Source organism: Stenotrophomonas sp. TWI169, assembly GCF_039674705.1.
In the GTDB taxonomy this organism is placed as follows: domain Bacteria; phylum Pseudomonadota; class Gammaproteobacteria; order Xanthomonadales; family Xanthomonadaceae; genus Stenotrophomonas; species Stenotrophomonas maltophilia_P.
Window position 1 is genome coordinate 1 of record NZ_JBDJOB010000035.1, and the last position, 22,842, is coordinate 22,842.

Here is a 22,842-nt window from a genome sequence, read left to right on the forward strand (position 1 = left end):
GCCGGAGCCCCCCCTTTCGTTCCGGGGGCGCCGGGCCATGCCCGGCGGCCTTGATCGCCCCGCGGCGCTCGCGGGGCTGGGCCCGGCGCTACCCACACGGGTCAGCTGTTCTTCTTCGCCGCCATCGCGGCGGCCAGCTCGGCCTTGTATTCCTCGAAGGTCTGGCCCTTCTCCCTGGCCTCGGCCTGCGCGGCATCACGCAGCGCGTCGGAATACATCAGACGCACCGGCGTACCGTTGCGCTCGTGCAGTTCACCGGCCTGCATGATCAACGCCAGCACCTGCGCGGCGCTCTCGCTATGCCCGGCGATACGGCCATCCATGCCCAGCACCCACTCTCCATCGCGGCGCACGACACCTGCCAGCAGCGTGCGCTGCGCATCGCGCAGTTCGGCATGCGGCTCCACCGGCGAAGTCTGGGCAGCGGCCTTGTTGGCAGCCTTCTCTTCCTGGCGGCGGCGCTGGTCGCGACGGGTCTTGGAGGTGGTGGACATGGGGGCGGCATCGCTACGGGGGGGCGCAAGGATAGCGCACCCCGCCCGTTGCGCCGCTTCACGGGTCGCCCGCCACCGCCCCTGCGGCCGGTCAGAGGCCCGTGGCCACGGCCTGCACTGCGCGCTCACGGCGGTGTTCCCAGTACCAGAACACAAACCCGGCGGCGAAGAAGCCGGCCTGGCCCAGCGCCAGATGCAGCGGGCTGGCACTGAGCAGGGGCGACACGACGCCGGCCACCACGGTGCTGACCATCAGCTGCGCGAAGGCCTGCAGCGACGAGGCCAGGCCGCGCTGGTGCGGATACATGTCGAGCACGGCCAGCGCCAGGATCGGGAAGATCAGCGCCATGCCCATGCCGCCCAGGAGAATGGGCAGTACCGCCCACGGCAGCGCGAACTGCGGCGCCAGCACCACGTAGCCGACGTTGAGCAGTGTCGACAGCGCGCACAGGGAGAAGCCGATGGTCACCTGCCGGGTCGGCGTGGTGTGCCCGGCCATGCGCCCGGACAGGAACGCGCCGGCCGTCATGCCACCGATGGTGGGAATGAACAGCCAGGCGAAGTCGCCTTCGCCCAGATGCAGGTGCTGCATCACGAACACCGGCGCGGACGCGATGTACAGGAAAATGCCGCCGAAGCCGATGCTGCCGGCAAGTGCCAGGCGCAGGAAACGCGGGTTGAAGCCGATGCGCACATAGTCACGCAGCAGTGCGCGCGGCGACAGCGGTACCCGCGCCTCCGGCGGATGCGTTTCCGGCAGGAAGCGCGCGGTGGCCACCAGCAGCAGCAGCGAGAACACCACGAGGAACCAGAAGATCAGCGGCCAGCCGGCACCGCTGAGCAGAATCCAGCCACCGATGATCGGGGCGATGGCCGGCGCGATGCCGAACAGCATCGAGACCTGGCTCATCAACCTCTGGGCGTCATGGCCGTGGTACAGGTCACGGATCACCGCGCGGCCGACGATCATGCCCACGCCCGCCGACAGGCCCTGCAGCGCGCGGAACGCCAGCAGGGTCGGCAGGTCAGTGGACAGCGCGCAGCCGACCGAGGCCCCGGCAAACACCACCAGGCCGCCGAGAATCACCCGCTTGCGGCCCCAGGCATCGGACAGCGGCCCGTGCGCCAGGCTCATCAGGCCATAGAACAGCAGGTAGACGCTGATGGTCTGCTGGACGGCCACCTCATCCACCGCCAGGCGCTGGGCCAGCTGCGGGAAGGCCGGGAAAATGGTGTCGATGGAGAACGGGCCGAACATGGCCAGGCCCGCGAGCAGCAGGGCCATGCGACGGGTGGACGGAGCAACAGCGGCGGTCATGTGAACGGTGTCCGGCAAGGCCATGCGCGGCACGCACGGCGGGCGCCGGTCCCGCTGCAGCAGGGACGGCGCCAGATGAATTCGGGTATCCGCCCATGATAGGCGGGGAATGCGCCCGATGCCATGCAGCACCGCACAAAACGGACGCCCCGGGCCATCGGCCATTCAGGCGCCGGCGCTGCCCGGGCGGCCCCGGCAGCAGGCCATAACCGGCTATAATCGGCGGGCAACACGGTGGGAGAAGCGGAACACCGCTGCCGAAGGCGCAACGCCCGTAATCGCTCAGGCCCGATACCACCCGCAACACAACTCTGGAGAGACCGGTTCGATCCGGCGCCGAAGGGGCACGAAGCTGCGGCCAGCCGCGCTTCCAAACTCTCAGGCAAAAGGACAGAGGGGCGCCCCGCAGCCCGCCATCCGGCGGCCTGTGCCCGTGCGTGTGCCCTTTCCTGACGGATCCTTCGCCATGTCCCAGAACACCCCTTCCCTGCGTGAGCTCGAGCACCACAGTGCGTTCGTCGAGCGTCATATCGGCCCCAACGACGCCGAGATCGCGCAGATGCTCGACGTCGTCGGCCACGCGTCGCTGGATGCGATGACCGATGCCATCGTGCCGGCCAAGATCAAGTCGCCGGCAGCGCTGGCGCTGCCGGAGTCGATCACCGAAGTGGAGGCGCTGGCGAAGATCCGCGCGATCGCCGACAAGAACACCGTGCTGCGCAGCTTCATCGGCCAGGGGTATTACGGCACCCACACGCCGAACGTGATCCTGCGCAACATCCTGGAAAACCCGGCCTGGTACACCGCCTACACCCCGTACCAGGCAGAGATCTCGCAGGGCCGCATGGAAGCGCTGATCAACTTCCAGACCCTGTGCGCCGACCTGACCGGCATGGAGATCGCCAACGCCTCGCTGCTGGACGAAGCCACCGCAGCGGCCGAAGCGATGACCCTGGCCAAGCGTTCGGCCAAGTCGAAGTCGGACACCTTCTTCGTGCACGATGCCGTGCACCCGCAGACCCTGGAGCTGCTGCGCACCCGCGCCGAGCCCATGGGCATCGTGCTGCGCGTCGGCACCCCGGCCGAAGCGCTGGAAGCGGACAGCTTCGGCGTGCTGCTGCAGTACCCGGATACGTTCGGCCAGGTGGCCGACTACCGGGCACTGGTCGAGGCCGTGCATGCACGCGGCGGCCTGGTCGCCGTGGCCACCGATCTGCTGGCGCTGACCCTGCTCGCCGCACCGGGCGAATGGGGCGCGGACATCGTGGTCGGCAACAGCCAGCGTTTCGGCGTGCCGTTCGGCTTCGGTGGCCCGCACGCGGCGTTCATGGCCTGCCGCGATGCCTACAAGCGCTCGATGCCCGGCCGCCTGATCGGCGTCTCGATCGATGCGCAGGGCAACCCGGCCTACCGCCTGACCCTGCAGACCCGCGAGCAGCATATCCGCCGCGAGAAGGCCACCTCCAACATCTGTACCGCACAGGTCCTGCTGGCGGTGATGGCCTCGATGTACGCCGTCTACCACGGTCCGGAAGGCCTGACCCGCATCGCCCGCCGCACGCACCGCCTGGCCGCGATCCTGGCCGCCGCACTGCGCAAGGCCGGCGTGCAGGTTGCTGGCGACTTCTTCGACACCCTGCACGTCACCGGTGTGCGCGCCGATGAGATCCACGCCAAGGCGCGCGCCGCCGGCTACAACCTGCGCGCGATCGACAGCTACTCGGTCGGCATCAGCCTGGACGAGACCGCCACCCGCGCCGATGTGGTCGCGCTGGCCGCCGTCTTCGGTGCCCAAGCCGATGTCGATGCACTGGATGCCAGCACCGCCGACGCGCTGCCGGCCGGGCTGCTGCGCCAGTCCGCGTTCCTGACCCATCCGGTGTTCAACACGCACCACAGCGAGCACGAACTGCTGCGCTACCTGCGTTCACTGGCCGACAAGGACCTGGCGATGGACCGCACGATGATCCCGCTGGGCTCGTGCACCATGAAGCTCAACGCCACCGCCGAGATGATCCCGGTGACCTGGCCGGAGTTCTCGCAGATCCATCCGCTGGTGCCGGCCGACCAGGCGCTGGGCTACAAGGAACTGATCGAGTCGCTGGAAGCGATGCTGGTCGAATGCACCGGCTACGATGCGGTCAGCCTGCAGCCGAACTCGGGTGCACAGGGCGAGTACGCCGGCCTGCTGGCGATCCGCGCCTACCACCGCTCGCGTGGTGAGGAGCATCGCGACATCTGCCTGATTCCGGATTCGGCCCACGGTACCAACCCGGCCTCGGCACAGATGTGCGGCATGAAGGTGGTGGTCACCAAGACCGATGCCAACGGCAACGTCGATGTCGAGGACATCCGCCTCAACGCCGAGAAGTACAGCGACCGCCTGGCCGCGATCATGATGACCTACCCGTCCACGCACGGCGTCTTCGAGGAGGAGGTGGTCGAGATCTGCGAGATCATCCACAAGCACGGCGGCCAGGTGTACACCGACGGTGCCAACATGAACGCCCTGGTCGGCGTGGCCAAGCCGGGCAAGTGGGGTTCGGACGTTTCCCACCTGAACCTGCACAAGACCTTCTGCATCCCGCACGGCGGCGGCGGCCCGGGCGTCGGCCCGTGCGCGGTCAAGGCGCACCTGGCCCCGTTCCTGCCGGGTAAGCTGGGTGACAACGGCCCCGTCGGCATGGTCAGCGCCGCCAGCTTCGGCAGCGCCTCGATCCTGCCGATCAGCTGGATGTACATCGCGATGATGGGCCGCGAGGGCCTGCGCAAGGCGACCCAGGTCGCGCAGCTCAATGCCAACTACATCGCCAAGCGCCTGGCGCCGCACTTCAGGACGCTGTACACCGGCCGCAACGGCCTGGTGGCGCATGAGTGCATCCTCGATGTGCGCCCGCTGGAGAAGAGCAGCGGCATCGGCGCCGAGGACGTGGCCAAGCGCCTGATCGACTTCGGCTTCCACGCGCCGACGCTGAGCTTCCCGGTGGCCGGCACGCTGATGGTCGAGCCCACCGAAAGCGAGTCGCTGCATGAGCTGGACCGCTTCATCGATGCCATGATCCAGATCCGCGAGGAAATCCGTGCGATCGAGGATGGCCGCCTGGACCGCGAGGACAATCCGCTGAAGAACGCGCCGCACACCGCCACCGCGGTGACGGCCAGCGAGTGGACCCACGCCTACCCGCGCGAGCTGGCCGCCTTCCCGCTGCCCAGCCTGAAGCTGCAGAAGTACTGGCCGCCGGTGGCCCGCGTCGACAACGTCTACGGCGACAAGAACGTGATGTGCGCCTGCATCCCGGTCGACGCCTACAAGGACGATGAAGTCGAAGCGTGATTGACGGAACGGCCCGCGCAAGCGGGCCGTTTTCGTTTACGGTAGCGCCGGGCCATGCCCGGCGAGCGCAGCGGCTGAACCGATCACGGATCCGGCATCTGCCCCAGGCTCAACTGCCAGGACACACCGAACCGGTCCTGCACCCAGCCGTAGCGGTTGCTGAAATCGTAGTCGCCCACCGGCATCAGCCAGTGCCCGCCCTCGCCCAGCACGCGCGCCGCGCGCTCGAACTGTTCGGCGCCACCGCACTCGACGAACAGCGAGATCGACGGACTGAAGGTGAAGTCGTGCACATCCAGGCTGTCGAAGCACAGATAGTTGGTGCCGCCGAGCATGAAGGTCGCCTGCCGCACCTGGCCGGGCACTCCCGCCCCTGCGCCGTCGGGATGGCGTTGCAGGGCAAGCAGCCGGAAATCGGCGAACGCCTCGGCGTACAGGGCCAGGGCCGCCTCGGCCTGGCCGGTGAACATCAGGAACGGACGACTGCGCAGCATGGGGTGCTCCAGTTCAGCGGGCCGATGACGGCCCCGCGAACAGGATGGCACGCAGAATGTATGCCCGCTGTAGAGCCAAGCCCACGCTCGGCTGTACGGATCAGGCCTCGCGCATGCGGCGCGCGATCGCACTGCCGGCCGCGATCGTGGCGGTCAGGGCCACCATCGACAGGAACTGCAGGCGCGTATGCGCCTCGCTCAGCAGCAGGCCGAAGATCAGTGCCAGGATCGCCAGGGCGCAGCAGGTCAGCCACGGGAAACCGGCCATGCGGAACGGCAGGCGCGAGCCGAGGCGGTCCGCACGGCGGCGCAGCACCAGTTGAGAAAGCAGCGACAGCGTCCACACCAGCAGGCAGGTCGAGCCGACGATGTTCAGCAGTACCGGCAGCACCTTGTCCGGGAACAGCAGTTCCATCACCGTCGCGGCAAACCCGAACAGTACGCTGGCCAGAACGGCGATCACCGGCACCTGCCGCGGGTCGGTCCAGCCCAGCACGGCCGGTGCCTCGCGGCGCTGCGCCAGCGAATACATCATCCGCGACGCGCCGTAGAGGTTGGCGTTGAGGGCCGACAGCAGGGCGATCACTGCGATCAGCGTGATGGCCGTGCCCGCCCCCGGAATGCGGGCCGCATCCAGCACCGCGGCGAACGGCGACTTCAGCGCTTCGCTGGTCCACGGCACCACGGCGATGATCACGCTCAGCGAGCCGATGTAGAACACCAGGATGCGCCAGGCCACGGTGCGGATGGCGCGGGCGATGCTGCGCTCGGGATCCTCGGTCTCGGCCGCGGCAACGGCCACGATCTCGGTGCCGCCGAAGGCGAACACCACCACCAGCAGGGCTGCGCCGATACCGGCCAGGCCCTGCGGTGCAAAACCGCCGTGTGCGGTGAAGTTGCTCAGTCCCGGAGAGGTCACCTGCGGTAGCCAGCCCATCAGCAGCGCGAAACCGATGGCGATGAACGCCAGGATCGCCACCACCTTGAGAATGGCGAACCAGAACTCGAACTCACCGAAATTCCTGACCCCCAGCAGGTTGATCGCGGTGAAGAACAGCATGAACGCCAGGGCGGCCATCGGCACCGGAATGGCCGGCCAGACCGTGGCCAGCAGGCCCGCCGCTCCCACGGCCTCGGCGGCGATCACGATCACCAGCTGTACCCACCAGAGCCAGCCGACAGTCGCCCCTGCCGTGGCGCCCATGGCGTCGGCGGCATAGACCGAGAACGCGCCGCTGGTCGGCTTGGCCGCCGCCATTTCGCCCAGTGCGTTCATCACGATGATCACCAGTGCGCCGGCCACCAGGTACGACACCAGCACCGCCGGGCCGGCCGCCTGTACGCCCACACCGGACCCCAGGAACAGGCCCGCGCCGATGGCGCTGCCCAACCCCATCATGATCAGCTGGCGTGGCTTGAGCGAATGGCCCAGGCGGGAGGGCGAGGCAGGCGTAACGGGGCTGGCGGGCATCGGCAGGAGTGGGCGGCGGCTACAGGGGCGTCACCTTACCCTGTCCCGCGCCTGTGGGGATAGGCACAGTGCAGCAGGCCGCTCAGGCCTGCGCCGGCTCGCCGATACGGGCGCGGTAGGCGCGCGGCGAGAAACCGGTTTCGGCCTTGAACTTGCGGGTGAACGCGCTCTGGTCACTGAACCCGCAGGCCTGGCCGATGCAGGCGATGCTGTCGTCGCCATGCAGCAGATGCATGGCCATCTGGATCCGCAGCCGCGTCAGCACCTGCTGCGGGGTCATCTGGAACACCTTGCGGAAGCTGCGCTCCAGCTTGGACAGCGAGAACCCGGTGATGTCCAGCAACGTCTGCATGCGCACGTTCTCGGCGTAGTGCGCGTTGAGATGGGCCAGGGCCAGCCGCAGCTGCTCGTACTGGGTGCCCAGGCTGTCCTTCTGGCCCAGGTCGCGCGAGATGCCGATCAGGCCCTCGATGCTGCCGTCGACCACCAGCGGCCGCTTGCAGGTCAGGCACCAGCCCGGCTCGCGGTTGGCGAACAGGTGCAGCTCCATCAGGTTCTCGATCACCTCGCCGGACAGCACGCGTGCGTCCTGGTCGACGTAGTCCGCACTGAGGCCGGTCGGGTAGATCTCGGCCGCGGTACGCCCGATCACGTCCTTGCGCGCGCGCAGGCCCAGCCGCCGCAGCATGGTCTGGTTGACGTGGGTGTAACGGCCCTGGCGGTCCTTTATGAAGAACAGCACGTCCGGGATGGCGTCGAACAGGGCTTCGATGTCGGCAGGCTCGACTCGCATGCGCCAAGCATAGCCGAGGCGCCCTTGTCCGCGCGATCACCTGCGCGGGACCGGGGCTTAACGTCTGGCGCGCGAGGGTAGAGGTTGACTTCCCCGCTACAGGACCTGGACCCATGGCCGCCAGCAAGCCCACCGGCAAGCGCGCACCCGCCCCCTCCCCCGACCATCGCCGTGGCGACGGCGACGAACTGCACCTGCACGCCAGCGGCACGCACCCCCCGATGACCACGGCCCAGGGCATCCCCGTCGCCGACAACCAGAACTCGCTGCGCCAGGGCCCACGAGGCCCCACCCTGCTGGAGGATTTCATCCTCCGCGAGAAGATCACCCACTTCGACCATGAGCGCATCCCGGAGCGCATCGTGCATGCCCGCGGCAGCGCCGCCCACGGCTATTTCGAACTCACTCACTCGCTGGCCAAGTACACCCGTGCACGCATCCTTGGCGAAGTCGGAAAGAAGACTCCGGTGTTCACCCGCTTTTCCACCGTGGCCGGCGGTGCCGGGTCGGTCGACACCCCCCGCGACGTGCGGGGTTTCGCGGTGAAGTTCTACACCCCTGAAGGCAACTGGGACCTGGTGGGCAACAACATCCCGGTGTTCTTCATCCAGGACGCAATGAAGTTTCCCGACCTGGTGCATGCGGTGAAGATGGAACCGGACCGCGCGTTCCCGCAGGCAGCGAGCGCGCACGACACGTTCTGGGACTTCATTTCGTTGATGCCCGAATCGATGCACATGATCATGTGGGCGATGAGCGACCGCGCCATTCCGCGCTCGCTGCGCATGATCGAAGGCTTCGGCGTGCACAGCTTCCGCCTGTTGAACGAGGCCGGCGACTCCACCTTCGTCAAATTCCACTGGCGGCCGAAGCTGGGCATCCAGTCCACGGTGTGGGACGAGGCGTTGAAGCTGCAGGCCGCGGACAACGATTTCCATCGGCGCGACCTGTTCGAGGCGATCGAGCGTGGCGACTTCCCCGAATGGGAACTGGCGGTGCAGCTGTTCACGGAAGAGGAAGCCGACGCATTTCCGTTCGATCACCTGGACCCGACCAAGATCATTCCCGAATCACTGGTGCCGCTGAAGGTGATCGGGCGCATGGTGCTGGACCGCTGGCCGGACAACTTCTTCGCCGAAACCGAGCAGGTGGCCTTCTGCCCGGCCAACGTGCCGCCCGGCATCGACTTCAGCAACGACCCGCTGCTGCAGGGCCGGCTGTTCTCCTACCTGGATACCCAGCTGATCCGCCTGGGCGGACCCAACTTCCACCAGATCCCGGTGAATGCGCCGAAGTGCCCGTTTGCCAACCACCAGCGCGATGGACATATGCAGATGCAGGTGCCCAAGGGCCGCGTGGCCTACGACCCCAGTTCGCTGGAGGACGACAGCCCGCGCGAGACACCGGCCGGATTCCGCAGCCATGCCAGCGCGGATGACGGCCGCAAGGGGCGCACGCGTGCCGAGAGCTTCGCCGACCATTACAGCCAGGCACGGATGTTCTTCCGCAGCCTGGAAGCACCCGAGCAGGCCCATCTGGCCTCGGCGCTGGTGTTCGAGCTGTCCAAGGTGGAAACGCTGAAGGTGCGGGTGCGTACCGTCAGCCACCTGCGCAACATCGACGAAACCCTCGCGCAGCGGGTGGCGGAAGGACTGGCGCTGCCCGCCCTGCCCGACCCGGCGCCCACTGCTACGCCGGCACAGGACATGCCCCCCGCACCGGAAGTCCGCGTGATTGGCCGCAACAAACCCACCCTGCAAGGGCGCTGCATCGGCATCCTGTTTGATGAAGGCTCCGATGCCGGTGTCATCAGCAGCCTGCGCAAGGCCGCCGAGAAGGCCGGCGCGGCGGTGAAGCTGGTGGCTCCCAAGGTGGGCGGCGCCACCCTGAGCAACGGCAAGCTGCAAGCGGCCGACGGGCAACTGGCGGGGACTCCATCGGCGGTGTTCGATGCGGTCGCGATCGTGCTCAGCGAGGAGGCCGGCAAGCGGCTGTCCAGCGACAGTGCGGGGCTGGAATTTGCCAGCACCGCGTGGGCACACCTGAAGGCCATCGGCAGCGATGAAGGAGGCCGGGTGCTGCTCAAGGCGGCGCGCGTGGGCAAGGATGCAGGCATCGTCGACGCGGGCGATGCCGGCGCTTTCCTCACCGTCGCCGCCACCCGCCAGTGGGCCCGCGAACCGAAGCTGCGGCAACTGGCCTGACCGCCTCGCCCCCATCGCCTGCAAGGAGACGTGTCATGCCCCGTGGAGACAAATCCGCCTATACCGACAAGCAGAAGCGCCAGGCTGAACACATCGAGGAAAGCGAGCGCGAGCGTGGTGCCAGTGAAAGCACCGCCGAACGCATCGCGTGGGCCACCGTGAACAAGCAGGATGGCGGAGGCAAGCGCAGTGGCAGTGCCCGCAAGGGCGCCAAGAAGACTGCGAAGAAGGCGGCGAAGAAGGCACCGGCAAAGAAGGCCGCAACGAAGAGCACTGCGGGAAAAGCACCGGCGAAGAAGGCCGCAAAGAAGACTGCCGCGAAGAAAGCGCCCGCGAAGAAGTCCACCGCCAGCACGCGCAGTGCAGCCGCAAAGAAGGCAGCGGCAACCCGGGCGGCAAAGAAGGCGGCACGCTCGACCGCCGCGAAGAAGGCGGCGCGCACCCGCGCAGGCGGTTGAGATGCACCCGGCAGCGCAGCGGGCACACGATGCCTGCGGCCCTGCACGGTGACGTGGCGCACGCCGGGCAGCATCAGCACCCGGCGGCGCCACGGCTCAGTCAATCGGCGGCCCGGCCCTTGGGCGCGGGTGCCGCCACGGCCACCGCCTGCAGCTTGCGCACCGCAGCGATCGGAATCGCTTCGGCCCGTCGCTGCTGCGGCCACCAGACGAACAGGAATGCGCTGCTGGAGCCCAGCAGGCGCGCGGTGCCGGGCAAGGGCGCCGCGTCGCCGTTCAACTGCAGGCGGATCACTTCCCCACGTCCCTCGTTGCGGATCTGCTGCCCCCGCACCTGCACGTAGTTGGCCGCGCCGATGGCCATGAAAGCGGCCACGGCCAGGGTCATCGCCGTCAGCGGCCGCAGACCTACGCCCTCCCAGCTGGTCAGTACCGAGCGCATGAGCACCGCCCGCCATGCCCAGTTGCGTGCGCGCAGTTGCTCGAGCTTGGCCGCATTGCGCATCCGTAGCGTTTCCGGCCAGCTCACCAGCAGCACCAGCAGCACGCCCGCAGCCAGCAGCAGTGCATAGGCCGGGTCACGGATGCCGGCCACCAGGAAATCGCTGGGCTGCAGGTAATCCAGAATCGACAGCTCGAATCCCCGGTAGAACCAGAAGCTGCACCACAGCCCCAGCAGCGACACCAGCAGATAGGCAGTGGTGAACAGCAGTGCCGGCTCACGGCGCATGCGGGACAGCGCCTGCATCACCGCCGAGTCATCATCACCACGGGTCAGCGGCAGCATCGACCAGTCGGTCGCTGCTTCCGGCTCCGGTGGCGCCGCAGCCACCTCGATGCCCTGCACCCGCGGCACATCGCCATAGGTCCCTTCCGGTTCCCTGTTGTCCATGCCCGCTCCCCTTTTCAGCGAGCATCGCCGAAAAAGGTGGCGCGCGGTAGACCACCGGCCTGCGGCATACTCCACGGTGCCGCAGGGCGCAGAGCGGAGGAAAGGGCCATGAAACGATGGACTGGCATGTTGGGGCTGCTGGCGTGGCTGTGCGCCGCGTCACCGGCCGTTTCCGGCAATGCGCGGGCTCCCGCCGCCCCAGCGGACGATGTGGGTACCGCGCAGGCCGTCGCACAGGCTGAAGCGCGTGGCCGGCAGATGTTCGAGCACGACCTGGCGGCCGAGCGCGCAACTGACGCCCTGCTCGAACAGGGCATGCGCGGCGACACCCGGGTAAGGGGCTGGATAACCGAACAGCGCGGCAGCCACTACGAAGTCAGCATGATCGGCGACGGCGCAGTGGTCCTGTATCGGGCCGCCACCGACGCGCAGGGAAGGATGACCGGCGCAACCGAGACTCTGGATGTTCCAGCGGCGCCAACGACCTACCAGGCCGGCGCTGCCGCCGCACGGGCGCTGGCGTTGAACAGCGCCTTCGACGCCTGCGCGCAGACCTACAACAGCGTGGTTCTTCCGGCGCCCGGTACGGCCGCCGATGCGTGGACGGTCTACCTGCTGCCCGCCACCACCGATCCTGCCGTAGTTCCGCTGGGCGGCACGCATCGTCTCGACATCGCCCACGGTCGGATCGTCTCCCGCCGCGCCTTCACCCACAGCTGCATCCAGCTGAAGCGTGCGCCACCCGGTGCGGCGATGTTCATCACCCATCTGCAGGACCCGACACCGACCGAGATCCATGTGTTCTGGAGCCTGTGGGCCCGCTCGCCGCTGTACGTCTCCACGGGTAAGGACGTGATCTGGAAGATCGAGGACGGCCGCATCCGCCGCATGCAGGACTGACCGGCCACCACGCGCGAACACGTGGCGGCCCGTGCCTTCAGGCGGCTGCCGACGGTCAGGCCGCGCGTGCTGCCACCGTGCGGACTGCACCGCTCTGCTCGATATGGAACACCGCGACCGACGCGGTCAGCGCATTGGCCTGCTCTTCCAGCGCGCGGCTGGCGGCAGTGGCTTCTTCCACCAGTGCGGCATTCTGCTGGGTCACCTGATCCATCTGCACCACCACCTGATTGACCTGTTCGATGCCGGCCGCCTGTTCCTTGCTCGCCGCAGCGATGTCACTCATCAGCTGGTTGGTGCGTGCGCTGGCCTGTGCCAAGCGGGCAATGGCCGCTTCCGACTCGACCGTAACCGCCAGACCGCTCTGCACCTTGCCTGCCGCCTCTTCGATGAGTTCCTTGATCTCCTTGGCGGCGATGCCCGCACGCTGCGCCAGCGTGCGCACTTCACTGGCGACCACGGCAAAGCCGCGGCCCTGCTCACCCGCGCGGGCAGCTTCCACCGCAGCGTTCAAGGCCAGGATGTTGGTCTGGAAGGCGATGCCATCGATGACCGTGGAGATTTCCGAGATGCGCGCCGAGGACTGATCGATCTCTCCCATCACAGACGCCATCTGTGCCATTGCCTGTTCGGTGGCCCGCACCGCCGCGCCGGCAGCGTGTGCCTCGCTGTCGGCCTGGCGGGCCAGCTCGGCATTCTGGCGGACGGTCGAGGTCAGTTCTTCCATTGATGCCGCCGCTTCTTCCAGGTTGGCGGCCTGCTGTTCGGTACGGCGCGACAGGTCGCTGTTGCCGGCGGCGAGCTCCTGCGCGGCAGTGTTGATGCTGTCGGCAGCGTCCTGGATGCCGCGCACGATGCCGGTCAGCTGGGCCGTGGTGGTGTTGGCATCGTCGCGCATGCGGGCGAACACGCCGTCGTAGTGACCGTCCATGCGCGCAGTGAGGTCGCCCCCGGAGACCGCGCGCAGCACATCGGAGACGTCGGCGATGCTGGCCTGCGAACTGGCCATCATGCCGTTGAGCTGCTCGACCATCGCCCTGAACTGATACTGGAACGCACTGGCATCCCCACGCACGCTGAAATCTCCGGCGCGCGCCGCGCGGACCAGGTCGTCAATCTGGGTGTTGACTGCCAGCAGGCTCTGTTTCACTGCGGCCAGGGTGCGGGTCAGCGTACCCTTCTCGCCGGGATAGTCCGGAAGGTCGCGGCTGAGGTCGCCGATGGCATAGCGCTGCATGACCTCGGCCATCAGCAGTTCCACCTGCACGTGTGATTCCACCAGGCTGTTGGTGGCCTGCACCATGCGCCCGAAATCGCCCGGAAACGCGCTGGCGTCCATGCGGTAGCGGATCGCACCCGCCTCGTGCTGCTCGGCCATGTGCATCTGCGCCCCGATGGCGGCCTGCACGCTCTGCCGCACGCTGGCCATCGCCTCGCCCAGCCGGGTCAGCTCGTCACGGCCGCCGAGGCGGAATTCCTGGTCCAGCTGGCCCTTGGACAGGCGCTCGGCCAGGTTCACCGCGCGTGCCAGCGGACCGGTCAGGCTGCGACCGATCATCACCGAGGCGGCGATGCCGACCAGCAGGGCCACGCCTCCCAGCACCAGCAACTGCAGCAGACTCCGTTCACCCAGGCGGATCGCCTCGGCGGCGGCCTCGCGGCTTTCCTTCTCTTCGAAATCGACGCCATCGGACAACGCCTTGTTCCAGCCGTTGGCCGCGTCCTGCACCGGCCCCAGGGTCAGTGCCACGGCAGCGGGGTAGTCGCCCTGCTCCATCAGTTCGCTGGTCTGCTTGTTGAGCGGGCGCGCAAGGGCGCGCTTGGCCGCGATGGTTTCAGCGATGGCCTTGCCCTCGGCATCGCCTGGCAGGGCCTGGTAGGCGGACCAATCCGCCTCGTAGCGCTTGACCAGGTCGGCGATGCGCTTCTCGTCGCTGCCGCGGTCTTCGCCCTGGCGGATCAGCATTTCGCGGCGCACTACCATCATCTGGTTGTTGGCATCGAGCATCTGCGACAGCAGGCGCACCTTGGCCACACTGACGTCGACTACCTGCTGCATCGCGCGCTTCTGCACGACACTGGCGGTGGCGCCGGTGGCCACCACGGCGGCGACCAGCAGCAGCAACAGGCCAAAGCCCAGCCCAAGACGCCAGGCAACCCTGACATTCCTCAAGTAATCCATGGGTACATCCAAAACGGGGGGATGCGCCCGTATCGGCCGCGCCACCGGCAATCTTGATCGGCAACATGCACGGGCGTCGGCAGCCGTTCACCTTGGTGAGGCCCCGCCCCGTACTTCTGCGACAAGGGCCTGAGCCACGCCGGGGCAGCCCTGCTCATGCCGGCATCAGGTTGCTTTCACGGAGGCTGCGCAGCCTCTGCGGGCAGGGTGGAGCTGCCATCTGCCGGAGATCTCCATGCCCGTGTACCGCCCCGCCCTGCTCGCCCTGTCCTTGCTGGTGTCGCCCGCCTTCGCGCAGGTACCGCCGCCGGCCCAGCTGCCGGAGCCCATTGCCGAGAAGGCCGGACCCGATACAGCAGCCCGCTCGCCGCTGCACGCCCAAGTGTTGCTGGATCGCGCCAATTTCTCCCCGGGCGAGATCGACGGTGAAGTCGGCAGTAACCAGCATCGGGCCGTGGCCGGCTTCCAGGCGGCACACGGCCTGACGGTGAGCGGAGAGCTGGACGACAGCACCTGGGAGGCTCTCCAGGCCGAGACGATCGCGCCGCTGGCCAGCTACACGCTGACGGCCGAGGATGTTGCCGGTCCGTTCCAGTCCATTCCCAAGAAACCCGCCGCACAGGCAAAGCTGAAGTCGCTGGGTTACAGCAGCGTCGAGGAAGCGCTCGGTGAACGCTTCCACGCGTCCCCTGCCCTTCTGAAGTTGCTCAACCCCGGCGTCGATCTGGCCAAGGCCGGCAGCCGTATCCAGGTGCCCAACATCGCCCCCGCGGCATTGCCGAAGGCGGCGAAGATCGTGGTCGACAAGTCCGATTCCACTCTTCAGTTGCTGGATGCGCAGGGCAAGGTGATCGCACAGGTGCCGGTTTCGTCCGGCAGCCAGCACGATCCGCTGCCGATCGGTGAATGGAAGATTCTCGGCGTCCATCGCGACCCGCCGTTCCACTACAACCCCAAGCTGTTCTGGGATGCGCGCAAAGGCGAGAAGAAGGCCATGCTGCCGCCCGGTCCGAACAATCCGGTCGGCCGGGTCTGGATCGATCTGTCCAAACCCCACTATGGTCTGCACGGAACGCCGGTACCCGGGCATGTCGGCAAGACCGAATCGCATGGCTGCGTGCGCATGACCAACTGGGATGCACTGCGCGTGGCCGATGCGGTGGATACCTCCGTCCCCGTGGTGATGCAGGAGTGAGCCGATGCGACTTTCGCAGTTGATCGTGCTGGGCGTGCTGGTGGGTGTGGGAATGGGCTGGTGGCTGCGCCGCGATGCGGGTGAGCCAGTAGCGGTTGCCCGGCCTGCAGCACCACCTGCGGTGGCTGGGGCGCCGGAGGTTGCGGCTGCGACGCCGCGTGTGGGCGCTGCGGCTCCCACGGCGGTGCCGCCGTCCAGCGCCACCGATGCGGCAAGCGGCCTGCTGCTGCCGGTGCAGGGCGTACTGCCTTCGCAGCTGCGCGATACCTTCACCGATGCCCGCAGCGAAGGGCGCGTGCATGATGCAATCGACATCATGGCCGACGCAGGAACTCCGGTGCTGGCAGTGGCCGATGGGACGGTGGAAAAGCTGTTCGACAGCAAGCGTGGGGGGCTGACGATCTACCAGTTCGAGCCGAGCGGGCACTGGTGCTACTACTACGCCCACCTGCAACGCTATGCCGATGGCCTGGCCGAAAAGCAGGTGATCAAGCGTGGCGAGGTGATTGGCTACGTAGGCAGCACCGGCAACGCCAGCGCCGAGGCCCCGCACCTGCATTTCGAAGTGCACGTGCTGGGGCCGGAGAAGCAGTGGTGGAAGGGGGAATCGATCAATCCCTACCCGCTGTTGCAGGCGGGAGGGTAGCGCGTGTGCCGCGTGGCAGAGCCAGTCGCAGTGATGCCCGATTTGGGCACGATCCTAGCCGTATTGGGTATCTGACAAGTACCCCGCCGGGCATGGCCCGGCGCTACCGGCGTCGCCACCGCCGCAGCGCGATGCTGGCGGTCGCCAGCCCGCCACCAGCAAGCAGTAACAGCAGTGCCAGGGGCTGCCAGAAGAAGAACGGCCACAGACCTCCAGCACGGTCAGCCGCAGCCAGGAACGCCCGCGCGGACGTGCGTCGCCGCGCCCATAGCCGAAGTACGAGGCGGCAATTCCAGCGGACTCAACCGATTCCAGCGCGCGGGTGATGCCGGAGCCCGGCACGTCCGAACGCGCGCCAGCGTGGAAGTCAGTCTGAAGCGCGTGAACCCACCCGATACCTCGCCAGATGGCGAGGCCAGGCATCGCACATGCGGAAGGGGGTCAGGCCGGCCTGACTTCTCTGCAGACCGGCTCGGCAAGTTCGCGGCAGGCGAAGAACAGCCCTTCCACCCCACCTTCGTCCAGGTGCCTGCGCGGCGTCGCCGTGGTGGCGCAACGGTTGGCCGCATGCAGCATCTCCACCGCGGTGAGGATGCCCACGGCCGCACGGTCGATCCGCGCCAAGGACTGACGTCGTCCGTCGGACAGGTTCTCCTCCGGCCACAACATGCCATCGGAGCCCTCGCCATCACGGATGCGGGTGAGGCAGCCCTGGAACGTGCTGAGATCGTCGGCGGGATTGGCGTCGTCGTTGATGGGCTCAACAACATGGAACGGCGGGGTCTTGCGAGCGGTCATGATGTCGGCTTCCGTGGCTGCACTTGACAGCGCAACCGCCGACAGATGAAACCGGCCCAAACTGAAGCGCCGCGACCCCACAGGGAGTCGCGGCGCTCTTTTTTCAATTGAACAGCGTTACCACCACGCCGGACATGGCCCGGCGCTACCTCAGGCGAACGGATCCTGCAGGACCATGGTGTGGTCGCGATCGGGGCCGGTCGAGACGATGCTGATCGGGCAGCCCGCCAGCTCCTCCAGCGAACGCAGGTAGGCGCGCGCGGCCGGCGGCAGGTCATCCCATTGGGTGATGCCGTGGGTGTTCTCGCTCCAGCCCGGGAACTCCAGGTACACCGGGGTGCACTCTTCCCAGCCCTGCGCGTCCAGCGGCGCGTACTCGGTACGCTTGCCGCGGTATTCGTAGGCGATGCAGACCTTCAGCTTCTCCATGCCGTCCAGCACGTCCAGCTTGGTGATGCACAGGCCGCTGATGCCGTTGATGGCCACGGCGCGCTTGAGCGCGACGATATCCATCCAGCCGCAGCGACGCGGACGGCCGGTCGAGGCGCCGTACTCGGCACCGCGGTCGCGGATGCCCTGGCCGATCTCATCGTCCAGTTCGGTCGGGAACGGACCGCCGCCGACGCGGGTGGCATAGGCCTTGGCGATGCCCAGCACGTAGTCGATCGCATCGGCACCCACGCCGGCGCCGGCCAGTGCGCCGCCGACGGTGGTGTTGGAGCTGGTGACGTACGGATAGGTGCCGTGGTCGATGTCCAGCAGCGCGCCCTGCGCACCTTCGAACAGCACGCGCTTACCCTGCTTGCGCAGGTCGTGCAGGATGCCGGCAACGTCGGACTTCATCGGCTCGACGTACTCGCCGAAGGCCAGTGCCTCGTCGTAGGTCTTCTGGAAGTCGATCGCGTCGGTGTTGAGGTACTTGGTCAGCACGAAGTTGTGGTAATCCAGCGCGGTGCGCAGGAGTTCTTCCAGCTGCTTGGGGTAATGCAGGTCGGCAATGCGGATGCCGCGACGTGCCACCTTGTCTTCGTAGGCCGGGCCGATGCCACGCCCGGTGGTGCCGATCGCCTTGCCGCCGGCAGCGCGTTCGCGCGCCTGGTCCAGGGCGATGTGGTACGGCATGATCAGCGGCGCGGCCGGGGAGATCTTCAGGCGCGAACGCACTTCCACGCCGGAGGTTTCCAGCTCGGCGATTTCCTTCTGCAGCGCGGCCGGCGAGATCACCACGCCGTTGCCGATCAGGCACAGTGCGTCGTCGCGCAGGATGCCGGACGGGATCAGGTGCAGGACGGTCTTCTTGCCGTTGATGACCAGCGTGTGGCCGGCATTGTGGCCGCCCTGGAAGCGCACGACCGCGCCGATTTCCTCAGTGAGCAGATCGACGATCTTGCCCTTGCCTTCATCGCCCCACTGGGCACCCAACACTACGACAGACTGACCCATGACGGGCTCCTCGATTTGTTGCGGCCATCGGGGCCGCGGACGGGTAAACCGTGGCGGGGGTGGCCAGCGCGGTGGTGGCGGCTCCAAACGGGGAGCCGCCGGCGATGGATGGCCCAGACACGGAAAAAGCCGAACGGGGGAGGCCCGTCCGGCTTTTGTGCATTATCCGGGTTTCCGGGGTCGGGTGCCACCTTTCCGACGGACGGCTTCACCCAGCGGTCAGGGGCCCGAAACGGGGTCAGATCCCTTTCCTGCGGAAAGGAATATGACCCGCTGCTAATGCCGTGCCCACCACAGCAGGCTCAGGCCGGCCAGCAGGATCAGGCCGCCAAAGCTGCGCAGGGCCGGTCCAGGCAGGTCCAGCAGGCGCTCGGCCATGCGCTTCCAGGCCAGCGGGGCCGCGAACAGGAACAGGCCTTCCAGCACCGCGACCAGGCACACGGCCGCGAACAGGTCTTTCATCGGGAACTCCAGAAATGGCACGGGGCCCGGCATCTGGCCGGGCCCCGTGGGTAGTGCGTGCGACCTCAGCGATCGCTCTTGAGGTACTGCAGGAACGGGTCGTTCTTGTCGAGCACGATCACGCCGTTGCCATCGGTCATGGAGCCACGGTAGGCCTCCAGGCTGCGGTAGAAGGCGTAGAACGCCGGATCGGCAGAACCGGCCTTGCCATAGATGCGCGCGGCATCGGCATCACCTTCACCGCGCAGGCGCTGGGCATCACGCTCGGCTTCGGCGATCAACACGGTGCTGTCGCGGTCGGCCTGGGCGCGGATCGTCAGCGACTGTTCTTCGCCTTCGGCGCGCAGCTTGGCAGCCTCCTGCTTGCGCTGGGCGCGCATGCGCTCATACACGTCGTTGATGACCTGGCTGTCGGTCGGCAGATCGACCTGCTTGATGCGCAGATCGATCATCTGCATGCCCAGCCCCGCCACCGCCTCGTTGATGCCCTTCAGCTGCTCGGCGATCAGCTCGCTGCGGTCGCCGGACACCAGCTGCTGCAGGGTGCGCGAGTTGATCTGGTTGCGCAGCGAGTCGGTGATGATCGGTGCCAGGCGGGCATTGGCGATGCGCGGATCGCCGCCGGTGGCACGGAAGTAGTCACCCACGTTGGAGATGTAGCCGATCGCGAAGAAGTCGACGCTGACGTCCTTCTGCTCGGCGGTGAAGTAACGCGCAGGGGCGGTATCAAGCACCTGGAAGCGGCGGTCGAAGACCTTCACCGTTTCCACGATCGGCAGCTTGAAGTGCAGGCCCGGCTTGATGTCCGAGCGCACCACCTTGCCCAGGTTCAGGACCATGGCGGTCTGGTCCTCGCGGACCACGTACACCGAGCCCAGCAGGCCCAGCACCACCGCCACGATCACGGCGATCCAGATTGGACTCTTCATCGGCTGCCCTCCTCACGGCCGCTCGGTCGCCCGGTCGGGCGGCCCGTGGGCCGGCCCGGGTCACGGGAAGGTTCCGCCGCCGTGGTACCCGGCAACGAAGGCATCACCACGTCCGGATTCGGCACGCCGGCGGCCGACGTCGCAGGACGGGTATCGCCGGTCATCGGCACGTAGATCAGCTGGCGGCCATCGCCACCGATCACCTTGCGGTTCTCGCTCAGCACCTGCTGCACCGTTTCCAGCCAAAGGCGCTTGCGGGTCACGTCCGGCGCATCCTTGTACTGGGCCTGCAGCAGGCTGAAGCGCTGCGCATCACCCTCGGCCTTGGACACCACGGCCTGCTTGTAGCCTTCGGCGGTGGTACGGGCGCGCGAGGCCTGGCCTCGTGCTTCCGGCACGACCTTGGCGGCGTAGGCCTGGGCTTCGTTGATCAGGCGTTCCTTGACCTGCTGCGCACCGTTGACCTCGTCGAAGGCCGGCTTCACTTCCTCCGGCGGACGGGCGTCCTGCAGGGTCAGGCCAGTGACGGTCAGGCCGGTCTTGAACGCGCGCAGCAGCGCCTGCAGGCGCTCCTCGGCAGCCGCGGCCAGCGGTCCACGGTTGTTCAGCACGGCGTTGAGATCGGCACGGCCGACTTCCTCGCGCACGGCACTCTGGGCGGACTGTTCCAGCACCTGGTTGGCATCGACCGTGCCGAACAGGTACTGCTGCGGATCATCGATGCGGTACTGGACGTTCAACGACACGTTGACGATGTTCTCATCGCGGGTCAGCACCGGAACCTGGATCGAGAAGGTCTTGATCTCGGTCGCGTTGACCTTGGTGACCGACTCGATCGGCCACGGCAGCTTGAAGTTCGGTCCGGGCTGCAGGATGCGCGAGAACTGGCCGAAGCGCAGCACCACGCCACGCTGCTGCTCGCCGATCAGCTGGAAGCTGGAGAACAGCACCAGCAGCACCAGGGCTGCCACCACCCAGCGGACGATGCCGCCATCGAACAGATCCTTCAACGGCCCGGGCAGCCCGCCCCAGCCACCACCATTGCCACCGCCGCGCGACCCGAACGGCCCGCGTCGATTGTCCTCGGGGCCTTGTCCGCCCTTGTTGCCGCCGGGTGTATTCCAGGCCATGCACGCTCCATCAAGATATGGGCTGCGGCGCGGGCCCTTCCCGCGGCGCCAGCCGTGAACCATCACCGATCATACAAGATGGGGCGGATCGGCAGGATCGAAAGGGGGCGAACGGGGTAAGGTGGCGTTTTCCTCGAAGTCAGGCACGCCGATGGTCCCCACCACCCCGTTCACCGCCTTCCGCATCGAAAGCGACGACGCCGGCTACCGCAGCGGACTGACCCGGCTGGGGGTCGACGACCTCAACCCCGGGCAGGTGCTGATCCGCGCCCGGTGGTCCTCGGTCAATTACAAGGACGCCCTGGCCGGCACCGGCAAGGGCCGGATCCTGCGCCGCTTCCCGCTGGTGGGCGGCATCGATGTGGCCGGCACGGTCGTGGCCTCCACCGACCCCGCCTGGCGCGAGGGCGACGCCGTGCTGGCCACCGGCTGCGGCCTGAGCGAAACCCGCGACGGCGGCTACAGCCAGTACGTGCGGCTGGAGTCGAGTGCGGTGATCGCGCAGCCGCCCGGGCTCAGCCCGCGCGAGGCGATGGTGCTGGGCACGGCCGGTTTCACCGCCGCGTTGGCGCTGCTGCGCCTGCAGGACAATCGGCAGACCCCGGATCTGGGCCCGCTGGCGGTGACCGGCGCCAGCGGTGGCGTGGGTGCCCTGGCGCTGTCGATCTTCAGCCGCGCCGGCTATACCGTGCACGCCATCAGCGGCAAGCCGGAGCAGGCCCGCTTCCTGCGCGACATCGGCGCCAGCGAGGTTCTGCCACGCGAGGCGTTGGCCGATACCGGCCCGTTGCAGACCGGGCGCTTCGGCGGGGGCCTGGACAATGCCGGCGGCGACATGCTGGCCAGCCTGCTGGCGCAGACCGTGCCCTACGGCAGCGTGGTCAGCGCGGGCCTCGCCGCCAGCCCGAAGCTGGACATGACGGTGATGCCCTTCATCCTGCGTGGCGTATCGCTGTTGGGCGTTTCTTCGGCCAACGCGCCACGCGCCCTGCGCGAAACCGTTTGGGCGCGGTTGGGCGACGACTGGAAACCGCAGCATCTGCAGCAGATCTGTACGGCGGAAGTCGGCCTGGAGGCGCTGCCGGAGGTGTTCGAGCGCATGCTGGCCGGCGGCTCGCTGGGACGCACGGTGGTACGGATCGACTGAACGTTGCAGGCAGGCGACGGACGGCAGGCGCCGCCCTCCCGCCGGTAATCCGCCCGCACTACACTGCGGGCATTACCTGGGGAACAACATGGCACGCATTCTGATCGTCGACGACTCACCGTCGCAGCTGTTGGGGATACAGCGCATCGTCGAGAAGCTCGGGCACGAGATCCTGACCGCCACCGATGGCGCCGCCGGGGTGGAAGCCGCCCGTGCCGAGCTGCCCGATCTGGTGCTGATGGACGTGGTCATGCCCAACCTCAACGGTTTCCAGGCGACCCGCACCCTCGCCCGCGACGAGGCGACCCGGCACATCCCGGTGATCCTGGTGACCACCAAGGACCAGGACACCGACCGTATGTGGGGCATGCGCCAGGGCGCCAAGGCCTACATCACCAAACCGTTCTCGGAAGATGAGCTGTCCGAGGTGCTGGAGCGGGTGTTCGCCGGGCAGGGCTGAAGCCGCAGCATGCGCGGGTAGCGGGGGGGCGCTGGCCGCCGGAGCAGAAGGGGAGGAGGGGGGCTGGCAGGGGGCGGGCGACGACACTGGGG

Annotated in this window: 20 protein-coding genes, 1 pseudogene and 1 riboswitch; of the genes and pseudogenes, 8 read left to right on the top strand and 13 right to left on the bottom strand. The window is 67.7% G+C overall.

Annotation, left to right across the window (positions count from 1 at the left end):
* Nucleotides 1–101: 101 nt before the first annotated feature.
* Nucleotides 102–494 carry a hypothetical protein gene (locus tag ABE543_RS17985; protein ID WP_053519021.1) on the bottom strand — a complete coding sequence of 131 codons (393 nt, stop codon included), beginning with the start codon at nucleotides 492–494 and terminating at the stop codon, nucleotides 102–104.
* 91 nt (nucleotides 495–585) lie between these two features.
* Nucleotides 586–1,812: a multidrug effflux MFS transporter gene (locus ABE543_RS17990; RefSeq protein ID WP_346475977.1), complete on the bottom strand. Its 1,227-nt coding sequence runs from the start codon at nucleotides 1,810–1,812 to the stop codon at nucleotides 586–588.
* A 301-nt stretch (nucleotides 1,813–2,113) separates the two neighbouring features.
* Nucleotides 2,114–2,216: riboswitch (glycine riboswitch) on the top strand.
* A gap of 62 nt (nucleotides 2,217–2,278) precedes the next feature.
* On the opposite strand from ABE543_RS17990, the gene gcvP reads away from it, so the two are divergent.
* Nucleotides 2,279–5,146: an aminomethyl-transferring glycine dehydrogenase gene (gene gcvP / locus ABE543_RS17995; RefSeq protein ID WP_346475978.1), complete on the top strand. Its 2,868-nt coding sequence runs from the start codon at nucleotides 2,279–2,281 to the stop codon at nucleotides 5,144–5,146.
* A gap of 83 nt (nucleotides 5,147–5,229) precedes the next feature.
* Here the strand turns inward: gcvP and ABE543_RS18000 are convergent, their stop codons facing one another.
* The 3 genes from ABE543_RS18000 to ABE543_RS18010 form a co-directional block, all read right to left on the bottom strand.
* Nucleotides 5,230–5,640, bottom strand: coding sequence for a VOC family protein (locus tag ABE543_RS18000; RefSeq protein ID WP_053519027.1), 411 nt, complete (start codon nucleotides 5,638–5,640; stop codon nucleotides 5,230–5,232).
* 100 nt (nucleotides 5,641–5,740) lie between these two features.
* Nucleotides 5,741–7,111 (bottom strand): amino acid permease, encoded by a 1,371-nt coding sequence (locus ABE543_RS18005; RefSeq protein WP_065174823.1) that lies wholly within the window; start codon nucleotides 7,109–7,111, stop codon nucleotides 5,741–5,743.
* Between the two features lie 82 nt (nucleotides 7,112–7,193).
* Nucleotides 7,194–7,904, bottom strand: coding sequence for an AraC family transcriptional regulator (locus ABE543_RS18010; protein ID WP_346475979.1), 711 nt, complete (start codon nucleotides 7,902–7,904; stop codon nucleotides 7,194–7,196).
* Between the two features lie 113 nt (nucleotides 7,905–8,017).
* On the opposite strand from ABE543_RS18010, the gene ABE543_RS18015 reads away from it, so the two are divergent.
* Nucleotides 8,018–10,108, top strand: coding sequence for a catalase (locus ABE543_RS18015; protein ID WP_346475980.1), 2,091 nt, complete (start codon nucleotides 8,018–8,020; stop codon nucleotides 10,106–10,108).
* A gap of 35 nt (nucleotides 10,109–10,143) precedes the next feature.
* The gene (locus tag ABE543_RS18020; RefSeq protein ID WP_262218598.1) at nucleotides 10,144–10,566 is read left to right on the top strand and encodes a hypothetical protein; all 423 of its coding nucleotides are present in this window, start codon (nucleotides 10,144–10,146) and stop codon (nucleotides 10,564–10,566) included.
* 100 nt (nucleotides 10,567–10,666) lie between these two features.
* Here the strand turns inward: ABE543_RS18020 and ABE543_RS18025 are convergent, their stop codons facing one another.
* Nucleotides 10,667–11,458: a hypothetical protein gene (locus ABE543_RS18025; protein ID WP_262218597.1), complete on the bottom strand. Its 792-nt coding sequence runs from the start codon at nucleotides 11,456–11,458 to the stop codon at nucleotides 10,667–10,669.
* Between the two features lie 108 nt (nucleotides 11,459–11,566).
* On the opposite strand from ABE543_RS18025, the gene ABE543_RS18030 reads away from it, so the two are divergent.
* The gene (locus ABE543_RS18030) at nucleotides 11,567–12,358 is read left to right on the top strand and encodes a hypothetical protein (protein WP_128988004.1); all 792 of its coding nucleotides are present in this window, start codon (nucleotides 11,567–11,569) and stop codon (nucleotides 12,356–12,358) included.
* A 55-nt stretch (nucleotides 12,359–12,413) separates the two neighbouring features.
* Here ABE543_RS18030 and ABE543_RS18035 read toward each other — a convergent pair whose 3' ends face one another.
* A complete protein-coding gene (locus tag ABE543_RS18035) occupies nucleotides 12,414–14,540 on the bottom strand; it encodes a methyl-accepting chemotaxis protein (RefSeq protein ID WP_346475981.1) in 2,127 nt (708 codons plus the stop codon).
* 235 nt (nucleotides 14,541–14,775) lie between these two features.
* On the opposite strand from ABE543_RS18035, the gene ABE543_RS18040 reads away from it, so the two are divergent.
* Together ABE543_RS18040 and ABE543_RS18045 are read left to right on the top strand one after the other, a co-directional pair.
* Complete coding sequence (locus ABE543_RS18040; protein WP_346475982.1) at nucleotides 14,776–15,735, top strand: L,D-transpeptidase family protein; 960 nt, start codon at nucleotides 14,776–14,778, stop codon at nucleotides 15,733–15,735.
* A 4-nt stretch (nucleotides 15,736–15,739) separates the two neighbouring features.
* Nucleotides 15,740–16,381 carry a M23 family metallopeptidase gene (locus tag ABE543_RS18045; protein ID WP_346475983.1) on the top strand — a complete coding sequence of 214 codons (642 nt, stop codon included), beginning with the start codon at nucleotides 15,740–15,742 and terminating at the stop codon, nucleotides 16,379–16,381.
* Nucleotides 16,382–16,484: 103 nt separating this feature from the next.
* On the opposite strand, the pseudogene ABE543_RS18050 reads toward ABE543_RS18045, so the two are convergent.
* The 6 genes and pseudogenes from ABE543_RS18050 to hflK form a co-directional block, all read right to left on the bottom strand.
* Nucleotides 16,485–16,750: pseudogene (locus ABE543_RS18050) on the bottom strand (hypothetical protein); the annotation flags it as partial.
* A gap of 72 nt (nucleotides 16,751–16,822) precedes the next feature.
* Nucleotides 16,823–17,179: a hypothetical protein gene (locus tag ABE543_RS18055; RefSeq protein ID WP_053518618.1), complete on the bottom strand. Its 357-nt coding sequence runs from the start codon at nucleotides 17,177–17,179 to the stop codon at nucleotides 16,823–16,825.
* A gap of 150 nt (nucleotides 17,180–17,329) precedes the next feature.
* On the bottom strand, nucleotides 17,330–18,622 hold the full coding sequence (locus ABE543_RS18060; RefSeq protein WP_053518619.1) for an adenylosuccinate synthase: 1,293 nt from the start codon (nucleotides 18,620–18,622) through the stop codon (nucleotides 17,330–17,332).
* A 276-nt stretch (nucleotides 18,623–18,898) separates the two neighbouring features.
* Nucleotides 18,899–19,084, bottom strand: a complete 186-nt coding sequence (locus ABE543_RS18065) for a DUF2065 family protein (protein ID WP_053518621.1) — start codon at nucleotides 19,082–19,084, stop codon at nucleotides 18,899–18,901.
* 65 nt (nucleotides 19,085–19,149) lie between these two features.
* Nucleotides 19,150–20,013 (bottom strand): protease modulator HflC, encoded by an 864-nt coding sequence (locus ABE543_RS18070; RefSeq protein WP_053518623.1) that lies wholly within the window; start codon nucleotides 20,011–20,013, stop codon nucleotides 19,150–19,152.
* Complete coding sequence (gene hflK, locus ABE543_RS18075) at nucleotides 20,010–21,143, bottom strand: FtsH protease activity modulator HflK (protein ID WP_065182642.1); 1,134 nt, start codon at nucleotides 21,141–21,143, stop codon at nucleotides 20,010–20,012. The genes ABE543_RS18070 and hflK overlap by 4 nt, the downstream gene beginning before the upstream one ends.
* Before the next feature lie 151 nt (nucleotides 21,144–21,294).
* Between hflK and ABE543_RS18080 the strand changes: the two genes are divergently transcribed.
* Both ABE543_RS18080 and pilH read left to right on the top strand, forming a co-directional pair.
* Complete coding sequence (locus ABE543_RS18080; RefSeq protein WP_065182641.1) at nucleotides 21,295–22,290, top strand: YhdH/YhfP family quinone oxidoreductase; 996 nt, start codon at nucleotides 21,295–21,297, stop codon at nucleotides 22,288–22,290.
* Between the two features lie 88 nt (nucleotides 22,291–22,378).
* Complete coding sequence (gene pilH, locus ABE543_RS18085; protein ID WP_346475984.1) at nucleotides 22,379–22,750, top strand: twitching motility response regulator PilH; 372 nt, start codon at nucleotides 22,379–22,381, stop codon at nucleotides 22,748–22,750.
* Nucleotides 22,751–22,842 lie beyond the last annotated feature (92 nt).

Excerpts from the sequence above, each read along its gene's own strand:
- ABE543_RS17985 (WP_053519021.1), bottom strand. The coding sequence starts at position 494 with ATGTCCACCACCTCCAAGACCCGTCGCGACCAGCGCCGCCGCCAGGAA.
- ABE543_RS17990 (WP_346475977.1), bottom strand. The coding sequence starts at position 1,812 with ATGACCGCCGCTGTTGCTCCGTCCACCCGTCGCATGGCCCTGCTGCTC.
- gcvP (WP_346475978.1), top strand. The coding sequence starts at position 2,279 with ATGTCCCAGAACACCCCTTCCCTGCGTGAGCTCGAGCACCACAGTGCG.
- ABE543_RS18000 (WP_053519027.1), bottom strand. The coding sequence starts at position 5,640 with ATGCTGCGCAGTCGTCCGTTCCTGATGTTCACCGGCCAGGCCGAGGCG.
- ABE543_RS18005 (WP_065174823.1), bottom strand. The coding sequence starts at position 7,111 with ATGCCCGCCAGCCCCGTTACGCCTGCCTCGCCCTCCCGCCTGGGCCAT.
- ABE543_RS18010 (WP_346475979.1), bottom strand. The coding sequence starts at position 7,904 with ATGCGAGTCGAGCCTGCCGACATCGAAGCCCTGTTCGACGCCATCCCG.
- ABE543_RS18015 (WP_346475980.1), top strand. The coding sequence starts at position 8,018 with ATGGCCGCCAGCAAGCCCACCGGCAAGCGCGCACCCGCCCCCTCCCCC.
- ABE543_RS18020 (WP_262218598.1), top strand. The coding sequence starts at position 10,144 with ATGCCCCGTGGAGACAAATCCGCCTATACCGACAAGCAGAAGCGCCAG.
- ABE543_RS18025 (WP_262218597.1), bottom strand. The coding sequence starts at position 11,458 with ATGGACAACAGGGAACCGGAAGGGACCTATGGCGATGTGCCGCGGGTG.
- ABE543_RS18030 (WP_128988004.1), top strand. The coding sequence starts at position 11,567 with ATGAAACGATGGACTGGCATGTTGGGGCTGCTGGCGTGGCTGTGCGCC.
- ABE543_RS18035 (WP_346475981.1), bottom strand. The coding sequence starts at position 14,540 with ATGGATTACTTGAGGAATGTCAGGGTTGCCTGGCGTCTTGGGCTGGGC.
- ABE543_RS18040 (WP_346475982.1), top strand. The coding sequence starts at position 14,776 with ATGCCCGTGTACCGCCCCGCCCTGCTCGCCCTGTCCTTGCTGGTGTCG.
- ABE543_RS18045 (WP_346475983.1), top strand. The coding sequence starts at position 15,740 with ATGCGACTTTCGCAGTTGATCGTGCTGGGCGTGCTGGTGGGTGTGGGA.
- ABE543_RS18055 (WP_053518618.1), bottom strand. The coding sequence starts at position 17,179 with ATGACCGCTCGCAAGACCCCGCCGTTCCATGTTGTTGAGCCCATCAAC.
- ABE543_RS18060 (WP_053518619.1), bottom strand. The coding sequence starts at position 18,622 with ATGGGTCAGTCTGTCGTAGTGTTGGGTGCCCAGTGGGGCGATGAAGGC.
- ABE543_RS18065 (WP_053518621.1), bottom strand. The coding sequence starts at position 19,084 with ATGAAAGACCTGTTCGCGGCCGTGTGCCTGGTCGCGGTGCTGGAAGGC.
- ABE543_RS18070 (WP_053518623.1), bottom strand. The coding sequence starts at position 20,013 with ATGAAGAGTCCAATCTGGATCGCCGTGATCGTGGCGGTGGTGCTGGGC.
- hflK (WP_065182642.1), bottom strand. The coding sequence starts at position 21,143 with ATGGCCTGGAATACACCCGGCGGCAACAAGGGCGGACAAGGCCCCGAG.
- ABE543_RS18080 (WP_065182641.1), top strand. The coding sequence starts at position 21,295 with ATGGTCCCCACCACCCCGTTCACCGCCTTCCGCATCGAAAGCGACGAC.
- pilH (WP_346475984.1), top strand. The coding sequence starts at position 22,379 with ATGGCACGCATTCTGATCGTCGACGACTCACCGTCGCAGCTGTTGGGG.